Origin of the sequence: Secundilactobacillus silagincola (assembly GCF_002583405.1) — a bacterium.
Lineage (GTDB): Bacteria > Bacillota > Bacilli > Lactobacillales > Lactobacillaceae > Secundilactobacillus > Secundilactobacillus silagincola.
In genome coordinates this window covers 56,699-73,355 of sequence record NZ_BCMJ01000002.1, presented here as the reverse complement: position 1 = coordinate 73,355, position 16,657 = coordinate 56,699, and the positions used below count along the sequence as shown (strand labels likewise).

General features: G+C 42.7%; 18 protein-coding genes and 1 other annotated feature. Of the genes, 10 read left to right on the top strand and 8 right to left on the bottom strand.

What is annotated here, in order from left to right:
* Nucleotides 1-181: 181 nt before the first annotated feature.
* Nucleotides 182-1,276, top strand: a complete 1,095-nt coding sequence (locus tag CES82_RS02165; protein ID WP_098823690.1) for a DmpA family aminopeptidase — start codon at nucleotides 182-184, stop codon at nucleotides 1,274-1,276.
* Here the strand turns inward: CES82_RS02165 and CES82_RS02160 are convergent.
* From CES82_RS02160 to CES82_RS02150, 3 genes are read right to left on the bottom strand one after another with little or no spacing between them, the layout of a single operon-like run.
* Nucleotides 1,273-2,073 carry a C39 family peptidase gene (locus CES82_RS02160; RefSeq protein ID WP_098823689.1) on the bottom strand — a complete coding sequence of 267 codons (801 nt, stop codon included), beginning with the start codon at nucleotides 2,071-2,073 and terminating at the stop codon, nucleotides 1,273-1,275. The two genes, CES82_RS02165 and CES82_RS02160, sit on opposite strands and share 4 nt — an antisense overlap.
* Nucleotides 2,058-2,525, bottom strand: a complete 468-nt coding sequence (locus CES82_RS02155; RefSeq protein ID WP_098823688.1) for an NUDIX hydrolase — start codon at nucleotides 2,523-2,525, stop codon at nucleotides 2,058-2,060. The genes CES82_RS02160 and CES82_RS02155 overlap by 16 nt, the downstream gene beginning before the upstream one ends.
* A 17-nt stretch (nucleotides 2,526-2,542) precedes the next feature.
* Nucleotides 2,543-3,283 (bottom strand): response regulator transcription factor, encoded by a 741-nt coding sequence (locus CES82_RS02150; protein WP_180245630.1) that lies wholly within the window; start codon nucleotides 3,281-3,283, stop codon nucleotides 2,543-2,545.
* 181 nt (nucleotides 3,284-3,464) lie between these two features.
* Between CES82_RS02150 and CES82_RS02145 the strand changes: the two genes are divergently transcribed.
* The 7 genes from CES82_RS02145 to CES82_RS02115 all read left to right on the top strand — a co-directional run bounded on the left by CES82_RS02145 (nucleotide 3,465) and on the right by CES82_RS02115 (nucleotide 9,082).
* A complete protein-coding gene (locus CES82_RS02145) occupies nucleotides 3,465-4,361 on the top strand; it encodes a phosphate ABC transporter substrate-binding protein PstS family protein (protein WP_098823686.1) in 897 nt (298 codons plus the stop codon).
* Nucleotides 4,362-4,502: 141 nt separating this feature from the next.
* Nucleotides 4,503-5,426, top strand: a complete 924-nt coding sequence (gene pstC / locus CES82_RS02140) for a phosphate ABC transporter permease subunit PstC (protein WP_098823685.1) — start codon at nucleotides 4,503-4,505, stop codon at nucleotides 5,424-5,426.
* Nucleotides 5,423-6,310, top strand: coding sequence for a phosphate ABC transporter permease PstA (pstA, locus tag CES82_RS02135; RefSeq protein WP_098823684.1), 888 nt, complete (start codon nucleotides 5,423-5,425; stop codon nucleotides 6,308-6,310). Before pstC ends, pstA begins: the two co-directional genes overlap by 4 nt.
* A 7-nt stretch (nucleotides 6,311-6,317) precedes the next feature.
* Nucleotides 6,318-7,118: a phosphate ABC transporter ATP-binding protein PstB gene (gene pstB / locus CES82_RS02130; protein WP_098823683.1), complete on the top strand. Its 801-nt coding sequence runs from the start codon at nucleotides 6,318-6,320 to the stop codon at nucleotides 7,116-7,118.
* Between the two features lie 16 nt (nucleotides 7,119-7,134).
* Complete coding sequence (pstB, locus tag CES82_RS02125) at nucleotides 7,135-7,890, top strand: phosphate ABC transporter ATP-binding protein PstB (protein WP_098823682.1); 756 nt, start codon at nucleotides 7,135-7,137, stop codon at nucleotides 7,888-7,890.
* A 13-nt stretch (nucleotides 7,891-7,903) separates the two neighbouring features.
* Complete coding sequence (gene phoU, locus CES82_RS02120) at nucleotides 7,904-8,581, top strand: phosphate signaling complex protein PhoU (RefSeq protein ID WP_098823681.1); 678 nt, start codon at nucleotides 7,904-7,906, stop codon at nucleotides 8,579-8,581.
* A 300-nt stretch (nucleotides 8,582-8,881) separates the two neighbouring features.
* Nucleotides 8,882-9,082, top strand: coding sequence for a cold-shock protein (locus CES82_RS02115; RefSeq protein WP_089108851.1), 201 nt, complete (start codon nucleotides 8,882-8,884; stop codon nucleotides 9,080-9,082).
* A gap of 255 nt (nucleotides 9,083-9,337) precedes the next feature.
* Here CES82_RS02115 and CES82_RS02110 read toward each other — a convergent pair whose 3' ends face one another.
* Nucleotides 9,338-9,811, bottom strand: coding sequence for an S-ribosylhomocysteine lyase (locus tag CES82_RS02110; protein ID WP_098823680.1), 474 nt, complete (start codon nucleotides 9,809-9,811; stop codon nucleotides 9,338-9,340).
* A gap of 63 nt (nucleotides 9,812-9,874) precedes the next feature.
* A complete protein-coding gene (locus CES82_RS02105) occupies nucleotides 9,875-10,660 on the bottom strand; it encodes a carbon-nitrogen family hydrolase (protein WP_098823679.1) in 786 nt (261 codons plus the stop codon).
* 155 nt (nucleotides 10,661-10,815) lie between these two features.
* Between CES82_RS02105 and CES82_RS02100 the strand changes: the two genes are divergently transcribed.
* Together CES82_RS02100 and CES82_RS02095 are read left to right on the top strand one after the other, a co-directional pair.
* The gene (locus CES82_RS02100; protein ID WP_098823678.1) at nucleotides 10,816-11,457 is read left to right on the top strand and encodes a histidine phosphatase family protein; all 642 of its coding nucleotides are present in this window, start codon (nucleotides 10,816-10,818) and stop codon (nucleotides 11,455-11,457) included.
* A gap of 150 nt (nucleotides 11,458-11,607) precedes the next feature.
* A complete protein-coding gene (locus tag CES82_RS02095) occupies nucleotides 11,608-12,798 on the top strand; it encodes an acetate/propionate family kinase (protein ID WP_098823677.1) in 1,191 nt (396 codons plus the stop codon).
* Nucleotides 12,799-12,866: 68 nt separating this feature from the next.
* On the opposite strand, the gene CES82_RS02090 is transcribed toward CES82_RS02095, so the two are convergent.
* From CES82_RS02090 to CES82_RS02080, 3 genes are all read right to left on the bottom strand, one after another.
* Nucleotides 12,867-13,949 (bottom strand): Ldh family oxidoreductase, encoded by a 1,083-nt coding sequence (locus CES82_RS02090; protein WP_098823676.1) that lies wholly within the window; start codon nucleotides 13,947-13,949, stop codon nucleotides 12,867-12,869.
* Nucleotides 13,950-14,009: 60 nt separating this feature from the next.
* Nucleotides 14,010-14,236, bottom strand: a binding site (T-box leader).
* 136 nt (nucleotides 14,237-14,372) lie between these two features.
* Nucleotides 14,373-15,632 carry an oligosaccharide MFS transporter gene (locus CES82_RS02085; RefSeq protein ID WP_098823675.1) on the bottom strand — a complete coding sequence of 420 codons (1,260 nt, stop codon included), beginning with the start codon at nucleotides 15,630-15,632 and terminating at the stop codon, nucleotides 14,373-14,375.
* A 17-nt stretch (nucleotides 15,633-15,649) separates the two neighbouring features.
* Nucleotides 15,650-16,624 carry a glycoside hydrolase family 43 protein gene (locus CES82_RS02080; RefSeq protein ID WP_098823674.1) on the bottom strand — a complete coding sequence of 325 codons (975 nt, stop codon included), beginning with the start codon at nucleotides 16,622-16,624 and terminating at the stop codon, nucleotides 15,650-15,652.
* Between the last annotated feature and the right edge of the window lie 33 nt (nucleotides 16,625-16,657).

Genomic DNA, 16,657 nt, shown 5'->3' with positions numbered 1-16,657 from the left:
GAAGTAAATATTGTTATTAATTGGTTGATTGACAGAAAATAATCTAGACACTGTTGTTGGCTAATCCCACCGGCATATGGTGACATTTTCTCAGAATAATTGCTATAATGAACTAAATTATCTCACCGTTTTATCATTATTTAAAGCTCTCACTTGTCATTCATTAAGAGGAGGAACAATTTTGGGACTCTCAAAACCTTTTTTAGACGCAATTAGTACTGATTCAGTTCGTGGTCCATTAAACCTGATCACTGATGTGCCTGGTGTATCAGTTGGTCAAACCACCTTCAATAGCGGTACCCACCATACGGGGATCACGGTGGTTAAACCGACTGCCGACAACATTTTTCTTAATAAATTACCAGCTGCTGCCCACGTCATCAACGGCTTTGGCAAAAGTACCGGCCTAGTTCAGATCAATGAACTGGGAACGCTAGAAACCCCCATTGTGCTGACCAATACGTTTTCAGTGGGGACAGCTGAAACTGCACTGGCAGAAGACATGATGGCTGAGAACCCAGATATTGGCGACACCACCAGTACGGTTAATCCCGTCATTATGGAATGTAACGATGGTGATATCAACGATATTCGCGACGTTTTCATTACCAAAAAAGATGTCTTAAACACGTTACACCATACTGGCGAGTCATTTGATGAAGGAACGGTTGGTGCCGGTGTCGGTATGAGCTGCTACGATTTAAAGGGTGGCATTGGTTCCGCCAGCCGAGTAATCAAAATCGATGGCAAGTCCTTTACAATGGGTGCACTGGTCCTATCAAATTACGGTTTCCTACGAGATCTAAATATCTATAACGTCCCAGTCGGCGAAAAGCTGGCTACCTTTAAAGCTGAACAGAAGCAAAAAGAAAAGGGTAGTATCGTCACTATTTTAGCAACTGATATTCCCTTTAATTCCCGTCAATTAACCCGAATCGCTAAGCGTGCCAGTGTTGGAATCACCCGGACTGGCGCCTTCATTGGTAACGGTAGCGGTGAAATCGTCTTAGCCTTTTCAACGGCTAACCGGATTGCCCACTATCCTAAGACTGAACTGTCCTCACAGGCCGCAATCACTGATGATAAAATTGACCGTTACTTCCGCATGACCGTTTCAGTGGTTGAAGAAGCCATCTTAAGTGTATTGACTCACGCAACGACGGTCACCGACCGAAAAGATAATCCTCGCCTGAGCCTCCACGACGCTTTAAGAGATTATCAGGCTGAACATCAAGATCCTGACATTGTCCGACTACAAGATCAGCTAGGCATTTAACCAATTTCAACGGCCCACTGGCGGGCATCGTAAGCCTTTTTAAAACGATCCATGCTGAGCCAATAACGACCATCAATTGGATCTGAAACATGTAATAACTCACCAAAATAACCATCAACTAATACCGCGTGATTATTGCCCATTGCACGTCCAAATGAATATTCTCCCCATTCAGGGGTTTCAAAGTTCACCGTCACGTATGCGACGATGGGCTTTTTTTGTTGCAGTAAAGTCGGTATCTTTTCAGCAGTTAAACCACTGACGTCACTGACTGGCGCGTATTTTTTTGCCCACGCAACTAACGGTTTGGGATAAATCGCTTCAAAGTGCCCCGGCATATCCTGATCAGGTTCACCGCCAAATCCGTAGTTTGGATTAAAATCAGCTGCTCTGGGCATGTCCTTTAAGAAGGTCAAATAATCTAATTCAGTGGCATACCCCTTTACGTGCAAACCTTCTAACAAGGCAGCTGGTTCACAACCGCTTTGCATCCCCCACCAAATTTGATTGATGTTTTCTGCTTTAAGGCTAAATGGCTGTTGCCCCTTTTCAAGAGCTGCTTGCCATAAATTGGGATCCAGCGTAACGGCATTTTTTAAAACATAACGGTCACCCGGCAACTGATAGAAATGTTCACCGTGCCCATCCGTTACTTCTTGAGTTACGGTAACAGCGGTCAAAGCACTCATTTGGCCAACTTCTTTTCCGCTGGCATCCACGGTTACCGTACCATCTTCCGTTACACAACCACTAGTTTGTTCAGGCTGATGCAATGCTAATGCTAATCCGTTTGCCATGAGTCTACCTCGTCAATAACCGCTTGGGCCATTTTCTTTGATTGATCATTAAACAAAGTTGGTAAATGGTTTAAATCAAAATACTTCACCTGCTTGGTCTCGTTGGTGACGTGATCCAATGGTTTACCACCCGTTTGTCGAACTAAATATAGTGCTGTAATCAGCTGTGTCTGATCACCATTCGGATAGGTATAAAAATCTTTATCGAACAACTGAATCAACTTCACCGGTTCCACTTCAATTCCTGCATCTTCAAGGTATTCCCGCTGGCAGGTTTCGACAAAACTAGCACCAAACTCCATGTAGCCACCTGGAAAACTCCAGTCACCCGTATCCGCACGTTCTTGTAATAACAAACGGTTATTATCGTCTAGCAAAGCACCAGCTGCAGTATTCAAAATCATTGGCCGGTGTCCAACCAACGCTCTCATTTCATGAATATAGTCTGCCATAAAACCACCCTTTCAGTTTAGGTATTCGGTTTTATTATAGCAGTTACCCTGTCAGCTGTATCCTTCTCCGCAACGCTTTTAAAAATGTAGCCGAACCCCCGAACAGTCTTTAAACACTGCGGATTTTTGGCATCAACCTCGATCAATTTACGTAATTTACTGATATGCGAATCAATCGAACGCAATGTCGCATCACGACCATTGCGCCAAACCCCTTCTGCAAGTTGTGCGCGGGTCAGCACAACGTTTTCGTGTTGCATAAAGTAAACGAGTAACCGAAAATCAACGGGACCCATCGTGAGTTTGCGGCCATTCACGGTAATCATGTAGTGCTGAAAATCCACCTTGAGTTGTCCCGTATTTAAGAACTCACGATTTTCCTCCTGTGGCTGATAGTACCGCCAAATCTTCTGTTGAATTCTCGCCTGTAATTCACAGTTAGCCATTTCTAACGACAGTAATTCATCAAAATGAAATCGGTTAAAAATATCGCAAACGGTCGTGATAGCTAATTTTTGGCGATGAATGGCTAATAACGGCCCATGAAATTGCTGTCGCATTAAAACTAAAGTATCGATTCGCTGAGTTAAAGCAAAAAAATGGTCTAAATCCAAAATAATAACAGTTTGATTATCACGGTTTAATAAGAAGTCGGGTAAATAAGTGGGACTGCTAATGATTTGCCAATCAATCATAATCTGTTTGAGTCGTTTCAAAAGATTCGCATTATCACTAATCAGCAAAATACTTCTATCCATGGGGCTTCCTCTTTTCATTTCAATTGATACCATAGTTATCCCACGTTTCACTGCCCAACAAAACCCGTTTTACATAATCTTTACATGACCTATACATTAACTTTACGCAGACCTTTTATACTAACCTTGTGCTTAGGAATTACCTTTCTACAACACAATACTTTTAAAGGGGAATATGTTCATGCATAAAAAAACATTGCTTTCCACGTTAGTTGCTTTTAGTCTCGCCGGCCTGCTATTAGGAGGTTGCAGTTCGAAATCAAGTCACAAATCTTCTTCTGAAGACACCAAGGCGGCAAAGGTCACCAAGATTACAGCCGTTGGTTCAACCGCACTCCAACCATTAGTTGAACAAGCTGCACAGGATTATCAGGCTGCAAATAAAAACGTCAACCTTACCGTTCAAGGCGGTGGCTCAGGAACTGGTTTAAGTCAGGTTCAACAAGGTGCTGTTCAAATCGGAAACTCCGATATTTTTGCAGAACAATCATCAGGGATTAAAGCTGATAAACTGGTCGACCACAAAGTCGCTGTTGTGGGTATGACCCCAGTGGTTAACCCTGAAGTCGGTGTGGCTAACGTCTCAATGGCACAATTACGTGACATTTTCACGGGTAAGATCACTAACTGGAAGCAAGTTGGTGGCAAGGATCAAAAAATCTCAGTAATCAACCGTGCGCAAGGCTCCGGAACTCGAGCAACCTTTGAAGGTGCTGTACTGGAAGGGAAAAAGGCCGTAACCTCTCAAGAACAAGATTCTAACGGTACCGTTCAAAAACTAGTTTCATCAACACCCGGTGCCATCAGTTACCTCGCTTTCTCCTACGTAAACGACAAGGTCAAAGCCCTTTCCATCGATAATGTCAAACCAACTGATAAAAACGTGACCACTAACAAATGGACCATCTGGTCATATGAACATATGTACACCAAGGGTCAACCAGTTAAAGCAGCTGCAGGTTTCTTAAAGTACATGAATTCTGACAAAGTCCAAGGTAGTCTGGTCAACAAACTTGGCTACATTAGTATTCATGATATGAAGGTAACCAAAAACGCTAAAAACGTTGTCACCAAATAACTGAACTTAAACAACCAATAAGCGGAAAATCGGGTAATTACCAACTATCCTGATTTTCCGCTTGTCTATGGCATACCAGCACGAATTTCGTCGTTCCTGCTGGCATTGAAACAAATACATTGTGATATTGGAGGCTTTTATATGGATGATATTCAACACAAATTAACTGCACCTTCTAAAGCATCCCGTGAAGATGTCATGGGTCGAATCATTAGCTACACCTGCATCGCTGCAATCATCATCCTGGTGATCAGTATTCTCTACTTCATTACTTCCCGGGGAGTCGCCACGTTTACAGCTAATCACGTTAATCTCTGGCAATTTTTGTCTGGAAAAGAATGGAATCCTGGGACCTTGAACGCAAGCGGCCAGCCGCAAGTTGGCGCGCTACCGATGATCGTCACTTCATTCAGTGTCACGATTTTAGCCGCCTTAGTAGCCACACCATTTGCGATTGCTGTAGCTCTATTTATGACTGATATCGCACCAAAAAATGGTGCCAAATTTCTGCAGCCGGTGATTGAACTGTTGGTGGGAATTCCATCCGTCGTTTATGGGTTTATCGGTTTAACGGTAGTTGTCCCCTTTATTCGTCACCTTTTCGGAGGAACTGGGTCCGGTATTTTAGCTGGTACTATCGTGCTGTTTGTGATGGTACTACCAACGATTACTTCACTGGCAGTTGACGCACTCAAAGCAGTCCCAACTTACTTTCGTTCCGCTTCATTAGCGCTAGGTGCAACTCGTTTTCAAACTATCTATAAAGTTCTTTTACGCGCAGCCATGCCCCGCCTACTCACCGCAGTCATCTTCGGGATGGCTCGCGCATTCGGTGAAGCACTAGCCGTTCAGATGGTCATTGGTAACGCCGCTTTAATGCCCCATAATCTAGTGACACCAACTTCAACGTTGACCAGTCAGTTAACAACTAATATCGGTAATACCATCATGGGGACGTTACCAAACAACGCACTGTGGTCATTAGCCTTGATTCTGCTATTAATGTCCTTAGTGTTTAACTTACTCATCCGTTACATCGGAAAGCGAGGCGAAATCAAATCATGACACCGAATCAAACAGATCGAATAGCTACTCAAGTGATTAATTTTTTGGTTCTTATCGTCGTGCTAATCTTATTTTTCCTATTAGGCGACATCATTTTGAGTGGCTTTCCCCACATCAGTTGGCACTTTTTAACTTCCCCATCCAGTTCGTTCAGTGCCGGTGGGGGCATTCGAGACCAACTATTTAACTCTCTTTACCTACTAGTGTTAACGCTCATTATTTCGTTTCCTCTCGCCCTCGGATCAGCCATCTATTTGTCTGAATATGCGGGTAATAATTGGCGTACTGGGCTAATTCGAACTGCGATTGAAGTTCTTAGTTCACTTCCTTCCGTCGTAGTTGGTTTATTTGGCTACCTGCTATTCGTCATTGAATTTCACATGGGATTTTCAATTCTCTCAGGTGCGATTGCGCTCACCTTTTTTAACCTGCCACTATTAGTCCGTAGTATTGAAGGCTCCCTGCACGCAGTCCCAGATAGCCAGCGTGAAGCTGGAATTTCACTTGGTCTTTCTAACTGGCGTACGATTCGTGGGATTATCTTGCCAGCAGCCTTGCCCGGAATTTTGACGGGTATCATTCTCAGCGCTGGCCGCGTATTTGGTGAAGCCGCCGCTCTAATTTACACGGCTGGACAAAGTGCACCGATTCTGAATTATTCAAATTGGAATCCCACTGATAGTAGCAGTTTCCTTAATCCAATGCGTCCGGCCGAAACCCTAGCCGTTCACATCTGGAAAGTCAATACCGAAGGCGTTACGCCAGATGCCGTTAGCATTTCCGCTGGTGCATCAGCCGTGCTGATCATTGTCATCCTACTTTTTAATTTTGGCGCCCGTGCAATTGGTAACCACATGTACAAGAAAATGACTGGAGGAAAGTAAGATACCCATGGAAACTTATGATTTAAGCCAAAATCACATTGTCACACCACCAGAAGAAATTGCCCTATCGACTAATCAGTTACAGGTCTATTACGGTAGTGGTTCTCGTGCTTCCATGACTGATGCTAGTCTGAGCTTCCCCCGCTTTCAGATTACTGCCTTGATTGGTGCCTCCGGTTCAGGAAAATCAACTTATTTGCGTTCACTCAACCGCATGAATGACCGAATTGCCCGGATTGAGGGTGAAATTATGTATCGTGGTACCAATATTAACAGTCCTAAAGTTAACGTCTATGAGGTTCGCAAACATATCGGCATGGTTTTTCAAAAACCTAATCCCTTCGCAAAATCAATCTCCGAAAACATTACCTTTGCACTTAAAGCTGCCGGAATCACGAATCGTCAGGAGTTAAACGAACGTGTTGAAACCAGTCTGAAAGAGGCTGCTCTATGGAACGAAGTTAAAGATGATCTTAATAAGAGCGCACTCGCCTTGTCTGGTGGTCAACAGCAACGATTGTGCATTGCTCGCGCACTCGCTATGAAACCAGATATTTTATTACTCGATGAGCCTGCTAGTGCTTTAGATCCTATTTCTACCACTAAATTAGAAGTCACCCTGAAAGAACTAACCAAAAATTACACCATCATTATCGTGACTCATAATATGCAGCAAGCCTCACGAATCAGTGCCTACACTGCATTCTTCCATTTGGGACATGTTATCGAATATGATCAGACCGAAAAAATCTTCCAAACCCCAGAAATACAGGCCACACACGATTATGTCACTGGCAATTTTGGCTGAGAAAGGATACCCATTTATGACTGCACTTCTATCAACAAAAGATGTTCATCTTGCATATGGTAAAAAAGAAGCGCTTCACGGCATCGATTTAGACTTTGCCGATCACAGCATCACCGCTCTAATCGGGCCATCTGGTTGCGGTAAATCAACCTTTTTACGTTGCTTAAATCGCATGAACGACTTAATTCCACACACGACCATTACTGGCAGTTTTCAGTTTCACGAACAAGATATCTATGCGCCTACCACTAATTTAGTTGAACTACGCAAACAAATTGGCATGGTCTTTCAGCAACCGAACCCCTTTCCGTTCTCCGTTTACGAAAACGTCACTTATGGACTGAAGTTAGCTGGCCACAATGACCGAAAATTTTTGGATGAACAAGTCGAACGTGCGTTGAAGCAAGCCGCTATTTGGGATGAAGTCAAAGATAATCTGAATAAAAACGCCATGTCATTTTCAGGCGGTCAGCAGCAACGAATCTGTATTGCCAGACTACTTGCTGTCCAGCCAGACATTATCTTGTTAGACGAACCCACCAGTGCTTTAGACCCCATTTCTAGTGCCCAGATTGAAACCACTTTGATGGCACTTAAAAATGAATACTGCATCATTATTGTCACCCATAACCTGCAGCAGGCTTCACGCATCGCTGATCGAACAGCTTTCATGTTAAATGGCAACCTGATTGAATATGATCTTACCAGTAAAATGTTCACCAAGCCCGTTATGCAAGACACCAGTGACTACCTCAACGGCAAATTTGGTTAGGAGCGATTACGCAATGAATAATATTTTTTCAACTGAACTTAAAAAGTTATACTCAGTTTTCACTCAGATGGGTGATGCTGTTAGCAAACAGATCGAACAAGCCACCGAATCTTATATTAATCATGATAAGGTTGCCGCTCAAAATCTTGTGCAACAAGATAATTCAATCAACGGAAACGAAGTGGATCTTGAAAAACAAGCACTTACTTTAATGACGTTGCAACAGCCCGTAGCCGATGATTTTCGCAATGTGATCACTATTTTAAAAGCCAGTTCAGATTTAGAGCGCATTGGTGATCATGCAACTGGCATCGCACTAGAAACTATCCGTGTCAAAGGCTCACACCGCAATAAAGAAATAGAAACTAACATTGCGTCATTGACCAATATGATTCGGGATATGCTTAAAGTAGCTCTAACTGCTTTTCAAGACATTGATCTTAAACAAGCACAGGCCGTAGCTAACCAGGATCAAGACGTGGACGCTAAATTTGATGAGATCAGAAATAATATCACTGATGCAATTCGTAAGGACCCTGCTGTGGCGGAAGCTGGTGCAAGTTATCTCATGGTGACTAAATTATTGGAACGGATTGGTGATCGAATCGTTAACTTGGCTGAAGAAATGGTTTATAACCAAACTGGTGAAATTGTTGAACTTAATCAAGGACGGTTACATCCCAATGATTAGGTTAAGGAAACGGCAAATTAGCTGATTCTCATATTTTAAAAAAATAATTTAATTAATTTCTTTTTTGCTATAACTGACGGGGGAGTAAAGGTTAGACGTCCAAATTCCGACTAAATACTAGACAATTTCAAATAATTAGAGCTTTAGCACTTGCTATTACGAACAATAGCTGGTAAGCTTACAACTAATGTATTTAATACTTCGAAATTTTGGTACGACGTTCGTAAGAATGACTTCCCCGATTTCTAAAGTTTCAGATACACAAATATATTGCGCTATGCGCTCGGAGGTTTCACTCTTATGGAACAAGGTACTGTAAAATGGTTTAACGGCGACAAAGGTTTTGGCTTTATTACTTTGGAAAACGGCTCAGACGTTTTCGTTCACTTCTCAGCTATCAATGCTGATGGTTACAAGACTCTTGAAGAAGGTCAACATGTAACCTTAGACGTAGAACAAGGCGACCGCGGCCCACAAGCAGCCAACGTTACTGTTGCTTAAATTCGTTTAAATCATAATGAAAGAACCCATCGACTATGTCGATGGGTTCTTTTTTGTTCAAGCTGTGACAAAACTTGGTAGATTCCAGATAGTGCAAGATAGACTACTTGTTTCCCCTTACTTCGCCTAAACGTGTAAAATAACTCAGATTCCGGCCATATAGTGTTAATAAAACAGGTACCCGCCCAAGAACAGCGGATACCTGTTTTATTAACACTATATTCTGGAATCTAAACGAGTTATTTTACACTCTCTCTAAATAACATTTCTCTCAAACGGATCATCACTAATACCCTTTTCAAGAATATCACGAGACCACTGCTTTGCAGAGAATAACGAGTGATCACGGTAGTTACCGCAACTTGTGATATCAGTTCCAGGAACATCTTCCCACTTAATATCGTTAGCAATTTGTTCCAGTGAGCTCTTCAATGCCTTAGCAACTTCAGTCGTTGTTGGTTCGCCCCACATAATGAGATGGAACCCTGTACGGCACCCAAATGGAGAACAGTCAATAACCCCATCCATCCGGTCACGCAATAAACCAGCTAATAAATGTTCGATAGTGTGAAGTCCAGCAGTTGGAATCGCATTTTCGTTGGGTTGAACTAACCGTAAATCAAAGTTGGTAATCGCATCGCCCTTAGGTCCCTTTTCCACTGTAATCAAACGAACATATGGTGCCTTAACCTTAGTATGATCTAATTGAAAGCTTTCTACTTTTGCCATAAAAATCCTCCTTGAGATTAATCTCTGTACGAATACTATTATACCGCTGATTGAGCCTCAGTGTCATTCGTATAAATCAGGACGCCGATCAGCAAACACCGGCATAAACCCACGGACCTTATCCATCGCACTGGTGTTGATCGTAACGGTCTTCAACTCTTCATCGTCACCAAGGGTCAAAACCTCGTTACCAAGCGGATCGATTACGGTTGAATGGCCACCAAAATGGTTATCTGGATCCGCACCGACCCGGTTAACGGCCACAACAAAACTCTGATTTTCAATTGCTCGTGCAGCTAATAGTGTTCGCCACTGCGGTATCCGCGGTGTTGGCCACTCAGCTGGGACGAAAATAATCCGGCTGCCTGATAGCGACAATGTTCGCAACCATTCAGGAAAACGAATGTCGTAACAAATCACACTGGTTGCAGGTGTCCCCTTTACCTCGAAATGATCCTGAGCATTACCGGGAGTCAAAAATTCATCTTCACGCATTAAGCCAAATAAATGAACTTTATCGTACGTAGTCAGTAACTCACCATCTTCATTAAAAACATACGTGGTATTAAAGAATTGCTGATCCCGCTTGGTAGCAACCGATCCAGCATGAATCATAATATGGTACTTTTGCGCAAGTGCCTGACAAACATGCAGTGCCTGGCTACCGTTTGCATCAGCAATATCATCAAAACGACTCAGATCATAGCCGGTATTCCACATTTCTGGAAAAACCACAATATCCGCGTGTTCACTAGCGGCTTGTGCCACAAACGATTCAATCTTCGAAAAATTTTCGGCTGGTTTACCGAAACTAATATCCATCTGTGCTAAAGCAATTGTAATTTTCATTCCAACGCCTCCATGTTTTGTTTTTAGTATAATACTGATATTTTCGCTATCAAGTCCATATTAATCTTTAAATTGAATTTCTTAACAACCATAGTTGCACATCCATCAATTATCCGGCACAATTAAAGAAATTACGTTCGAAAGAGGTAATCACTATGAACTCATTCACCGTTTATCTGGTTCGCCATGGCAGTACGATGTTAAATAGCTTCAATCGCATGCAAGGTTGGATCGATTCTGACCTGTCAGATGAAGGCATCCAGCAAGCTGGACAAGCCGCTGAAAAATTACAGGGTGTTACTCTTGACCGCGCTTTTTCTTCAGACTTAGGTCGAGCCATTAGTACCCGTAACATCATTTTAAATCAGCTCCACCAGACACCGCGTGAAGTAACTCAATTACCCGCCTTTCGTGAAGTGAACTTTGGCTTCTTCGAGGGTTTAGATTCCGATGACATTTGGGCCGGCATTGCCGCACCGTATGGCAAACACAGTCAAGACGATTTGATGGCGATTGGTGGCCTCCAAGAGACGCGTGATGCCATGAAGCAAAGTGACCCATCACATACCGCCGAAGACTATGACGCCGTAATTTCACGCGTTAAAACAGGTTTTACCGCCCTGCGTGACCACTGTCAAAACGGCGAGTCAATTCTACTAGTCAGCCACGGCACCTTAATTCGCACAATCATTGATTATTTAGGTGTCGACACAACGGGCAATTACCCTCAAAATGGCAGTGTCAGTGAATTAACCATTTTCCCAGACCACGTTAACGTTGAGACCTATAACCAATGATGAAAATTGCTTTCAGTCACCAAACGCACCAGATAAAGGGATTTCGCCTAGCTAGCGGGATCTTTTTTACTGCCACTTGAAAACGGTTTCATTCTCCGTTAGACTAGACTTATATTTAGGTTATAGAAAACAACGAGGTGGGAATATATCATGACAAAAATTTTAGCAGTCAACGCAGGTAGTTCAACTTTAAAGTGGAAACTATTTTCGATGCCGGATGAAACGGTAATCGCTTCAGGTTTGGTCGATCGCTTGAACTTGCCCGGTTCAGTCTTTACGGTTAAGCGCCCTGACGCCGACAAGTACGTGGTCACTCAAGATAACATCGATTATCGCTTGGCAGCTGCAATGGTTCTTTCTCACCTAAAGGAAGCGGGCATCGTTAAGCATTTGCACGAAATTGCTGGCATCGGTCACCGTGTCGTAGCTGGTGGCGAAGTTTTTTCAGATTCAGCCGTCGTTGATGATACCGTATTGAAGCAAATTCATGAGCTTTCTCAATATGCGCCACTGCACAATCCGATTGAAGCAACGTACATTGAAATTTTCCAACAATTGCTGCCAAACGTGCCGCAAGTAGCCGTCTTCGATACTGCACTGTACACGGATATGCCAAAGATCAACGCGCTTTACCCCATTCCTTATGAATATTACAAGAAATACGGTGCGCGTAAATACGGTGCACATGGTACCAGCCACCGCTACGTTTCAAAACGAGCAGCCGAACTATTAGGTAAACCCCTCTCAGATTTAAAATTAATTACTCTGCACCTTGGCTCTGGCTCATCCATCACCGCTTTTGACCATGGCAAAGTTGTTGATACTTCCATGGGCTTTACGCCATTAGCTGGTGTCATGATGGCCACTCGTTCTGGTGACATCGATCCTTCGCTGGTAACATTCCTGGCTGAAAAAATGCACGTTAAGATGAGTGATATGATCGATATTTTAAACCAAAAATCCGGTCTACTAGGCATTTCTCAACTGTCACCCGATCAACGTGATTTGGAAGCAGCTCAGGATACCAATCCACAAGCTAAGTTGGCATTGGACATGTATGCTAACCGAATCGTCCGCTATATTGGCTCATATATCGCAGAATTAAACGGCTTAGACGCCCTGATATTCACCGCTGGCTCTGGCGAAAACGGCATTGATATGCGTGCCAAAATTGCTGATCAGTTAAGCTACTTTGGTATTCAGATCGATCATGACCGCAACCAAGTTCGTGGTAAGGAACAGGTGATCAGCCCAGATGGTGCACCGGTAACCGTTATGGTGGTGCCAACTAACGAAGAGTTGATGATTGTTCGCGATGTGGAAAGATTAACACAGAACTAAACTAATACAGCCATTAATAATGATGACGTTAGATTGCCGATAATCGGGAACCTAACGTCATCATTATTTTACAGTGCTTCTGGCACTTTAACACCAACTTCTTCTCCAAGTGTCGCCAATTCAGCGGCCGTCTTGTCATCAATTAATACGCCTTGCTTTTGGTTTTCAGCATAGCGCCGATATTCACGGTCACCGGGAATCTTGATTTCCGTACCTGGTAAATGCTTCAAATTTCTGATGCGGTCAAACATCGTTGAAACATTGGCTTTTAGGGTATCCAGATCCCCAAACAGTGACGGATCCATGGTCATGAAGAACTGACTGAAATCGTGTTTGCCTTTGTTGGTATCAGCAGAAATTGACCCTTGAGCAAGAATACCCGTCAGCATCTCAACAACTAATGAGTTACCGAAGCCCTTGTAGTTCGAATTATTCTCCAAGTTACCGCCTAAGGTCAGAACACCACCATCTGGCCGGTCATCACTGAAAGCAATGGTCGATAAATTATCTTCAACCCGCTGAGCATCCTGATCAACTTGACGATTTTCACCTACGGCCCATTCGCCGGGAATGTTTTCACCCTTTTTAGCTAAAACTTGAATCTTACCGCTTGAAACCACTGAGGTCGCACCGTCAAAAACAAATGGGTGCGGTTCTGCTGGAAAAGTAAACGCAAAAGCATTCGACCCCAGAAAGGCCTCTAAGGAATTCGTAGGGAGCACTAATGGCCGCGTATTGGTTGTTGCAATGCCAATCAAGCCCTCTTTAACCGCCATCCGAGCGTAGTAACCGGCAGTTCCAAAGTGGTTAGAGTTGCGAATGACCGCAATGGAAACACCTAACTTCTTCGTTTTTTCAATCAAACGTTTCATGGTAAAACCAGAAGCAATCTGCCCCATGTTTTTGTTAGCGTCAACTAACAAGCTGGTCGGTGTTTCTCGTAAAATCTCTGGCTTGTTAGTGGGATCAATCGTGCCGTCCTTAATCATATTGGTATACCAAGTGATCCGCTGAATACCGTGTGATGAAATGCCACGTAGGTCAGCATCAACCAAGGTATCAGCAAGAAATTCTCCATCCTCCTCCGAAAAATGAAAGGCTGCTAATACCTTCTTCAAAAAGACCTTTTCTTCTTTTGCATCAATACGCATTGTTAGTACTCCTCTTCTTAGTAAATGATTTTAAACCATAAAAAAAGTCCCTGTTATAACAACAAGGACGATTTGCAATCGTGGTACCACCTAAATTTACAGTTCCATAGAACTGCCTCAGTTCGCTCAAACAAGCGATGCAAGGATAACGGTTTGCTTGCCGTAAACGTCGCGTGAACGCGTTTAGCACTCCGAGCTCATCTTCACCAACCTTCAATGATGCCTTTCCAGCTACCGGCACTCTCTTAAAATTAAAAATTGATTACTCTTCTCATCAATGTACAATATTTATAAATAATTTCATGTTAGAACTCGTTGAAACAATTGTCAAGATTGAGAGTGTGACATGACTCGGTAAATTCCAGAATTTAACACAAAAAAATCTCAGGAACGCGTCCTGAGATTTCTGACATTAAAAATTATCTATTTACTACCATCCGGAGCTTCAGCTTCACCAGCAGCCACACGATTTTCCTTAGTTAAGAATAATGCAGCAATGATTGTTGCGACAATAACAATCGCACCAAGAACGAAGTAAGTGTGTTGGAAACCGATTGAATCGTATAAGTTACCAGCAACAGTAGAGAAGATGAAGACGGATATTTGCTTAGCAAAATTAGAAGCTAACGCATAAACCGTCGCGTAAACCCGGATATCGAAGGCTCCGGCAATGTACTTCATGATTGAAGTTAATACCAAAGGCATTTCGAAACCAGCTAACAAACGAAGGATGACAACCCAAACAACACTAGGTGAAAGGGCACTACCAATGATCCGGATAGCTAAGATGCAACCATAAGCAATCAAACCATTACGTGAACCAATCTTGTTGATTAACCATGGCATTGGGAACATGAGTAAGAATTCCAAAGCGATTTGTGCAGTAGTCATATAACTGTATGCAGTGGTACCAGCAGACGCACTGTTAAAGTATGTCTTGAAGAAGATGATGAATTGTTGATCAAAAACATCATACAAAGCTGAAGTACCAATGTAGAAGATTGAAAGAATCCAGAAGTTACGGATTTTGAAGATCTGACCGATTAAGCCCCAGTTAAGTGAATCAGAGGTGTCACCAGCAGCAGCAGCATTTTCCATGTGAATTTTATCACTGAAAATGATGGTGAAGGTTAAAATGGCACCCATAACAGTACATGCCCAGAAAATTGAGTTAGGGCTCCATAGGAAGAGCTTACCACCTAAGAATGAGGCGCAGGCACCGGCTAATGAACCACCCATACGTGAGTGAGCATATTCAAAACCGTTGGCAAGACTGGCACGTTGGACATATTGTTCAACAACAGAAACACCACCGTTGAATACGAAACTCAAGAAGATACCAGTTACGACGGCAACTAATGCAGCGTTCATGTGCACTAGTGGCAAGAATAACCATTGGAAATAAGGTCCAATTAAAATAGCAGCAATCGCAATTGTAACTAATAAGTTCTTTTTGAAGACTAATTTATCGGAAATAACCCCGAAAATTGGTTGGAATACTAAGGACATACCAGCCATCATTGAGAATACGAATCCGGCTGTGGTCCCGTTTAGATGGCCAACTTGTTCCATCCAAAGTGTTAAATAACCATTAATAATTTGCCACATGAAGAAGTAAGTAAAGTGGGTGACTGGGAAACCCCAGAAATCCTTCTTTTTACTTGTTTTAACAGTATTATCCAAGATATTTCACTCCTATTCTATTCGTAATTATAAGGAACCGGCTTACCGAAGTTTGGTGTACCATCGTCATTCCATGTAAATGGTTGTACCTTAGTATGACGGTTAGGATCGTAAAGCGGATCACCCTTGATTTCGGTGTAGTCGCGACAGTGATAAACCATGATGTCGGTTTCGCCATCTTCAGCAACTGTAAATGAGTTATGTCCAGGACCATATTGATGAGTCTCTAGGTCGCTTTGGAAAACTGGTTCCTTCGATTTTGACCAGTTAGAAGCATCCAGTAGATCAACGTCATCTTTAACGGTGAGCATACCCATTGCATAGTTTTCATCAGTAGCACTAGCAGAATAGGTCAAGAAATAACGACCATTTCTGTGGATAATAGCTGGTCCTTCGTTAACCCAGAATCCTTTGATTTCCCAATCGAATTCAGGCTTTGATAACATGACTGGATCAGTTTTCAGAGTCCAAGGATTTTCCATTTCGGCGATATATAAATTAGAATTACCGCGAATGGCTTTATCTTTTTGTGCCCAGACATAGTACAGCTTGCCATTTGCTTCGAAACAAGTGGCATCCAATGAAAACGTATCCATGTTAGTCTTCACTTGACCGCGTTCAATCCAGTTATCTTCACTGGTCATTGGATTTTCTTCATCACATTCAATGCAGAACATCCGATGCTGGAACATCCCGTTTTCATCTAACGCCGTTGTCTCTGCAGCAGCAAAGTAAATGAACCACTTACCATCGATATAGTGAATTTCAGGTGCCCAAATTAACTGACTCATGGGACCGTTTTCATGTTTGCGCCAAATCGTCCGTGGAGCTGCATGTGCTAAACCAGCTAATGTTTTAGCCCGACGGATTTCAATCAAATTGTATGCAGGCACTGAAGCAGTGAAGTAATAATAACCATCAGTGTGTTTGTAAATATAGGGATCCGCACGTTGGATAATCAGCGGATTAATATATTGATTTGTATTCGCCATTTAGATACTCTCCTTAAACTTTTTACTACGTAG

Excerpts from the sequence above, each read along its gene's own strand:
- CES82_RS02160 (WP_098823689.1), bottom strand. The coding sequence starts at position 2,073 with ATGGCAAACGGATTAGCATTAGCATTGCATCAGCCTGAACAAACTAGT.
- CES82_RS02155 (WP_098823688.1), bottom strand. The coding sequence starts at position 2,525 with ATGGCAGACTATATTCATGAAATGAGAGCGTTGGTTGGACACCGGCCA.
- CES82_RS02150 (WP_180245630.1), bottom strand. The coding sequence starts at position 3,283 with ATGGATAGAAGTATTTTGCTGATTAGTGATAATGCGAATCTTTTGAAA.
- CES82_RS02145 (WP_098823686.1), top strand. The coding sequence starts at position 3,465 with ATGCATAAAAAAACATTGCTTTCCACGTTAGTTGCTTTTAGTCTCGCC.
- pstC (WP_098823685.1), top strand. The coding sequence starts at position 4,503 with ATGGATGATATTCAACACAAATTAACTGCACCTTCTAAAGCATCCCGT.
- pstA (WP_098823684.1), top strand. The coding sequence starts at position 5,423 with ATGACACCGAATCAAACAGATCGAATAGCTACTCAAGTGATTAATTTT.
- pstB (WP_098823683.1), top strand. The coding sequence starts at position 6,318 with ATGGAAACTTATGATTTAAGCCAAAATCACATTGTCACACCACCAGAA.
- pstB (WP_098823682.1), top strand. The coding sequence starts at position 7,135 with ATGACTGCACTTCTATCAACAAAAGATGTTCATCTTGCATATGGTAAA.
- phoU (WP_098823681.1), top strand. The coding sequence starts at position 7,904 with ATGAATAATATTTTTTCAACTGAACTTAAAAAGTTATACTCAGTTTTC.
- CES82_RS02115 (WP_089108851.1), top strand. The coding sequence starts at position 8,882 with ATGGAACAAGGTACTGTAAAATGGTTTAACGGCGACAAAGGTTTTGGC.
- CES82_RS02110 (WP_098823680.1), bottom strand. The coding sequence starts at position 9,811 with ATGGCAAAAGTAGAAAGCTTTCAATTAGATCATACTAAGGTTAAGGCA.
- CES82_RS02105 (WP_098823679.1), bottom strand. The coding sequence starts at position 10,660 with ATGAAAATTACAATTGCTTTAGCACAGATGGATATTAGTTTCGGTAAA.
- CES82_RS02100 (WP_098823678.1), top strand. The coding sequence starts at position 10,816 with ATGAACTCATTCACCGTTTATCTGGTTCGCCATGGCAGTACGATGTTA.
- CES82_RS02095 (WP_098823677.1), top strand. The coding sequence starts at position 11,608 with ATGACAAAAATTTTAGCAGTCAACGCAGGTAGTTCAACTTTAAAGTGG.
- CES82_RS02090 (WP_098823676.1), bottom strand. The coding sequence starts at position 13,949 with ATGCGTATTGATGCAAAAGAAGAAAAGGTCTTTTTGAAGAAGGTATTA.
- CES82_RS02080 (WP_098823674.1), bottom strand. The coding sequence starts at position 16,624 with ATGGCGAATACAAATCAATATATTAATCCGCTGATTATCCAACGTGCG.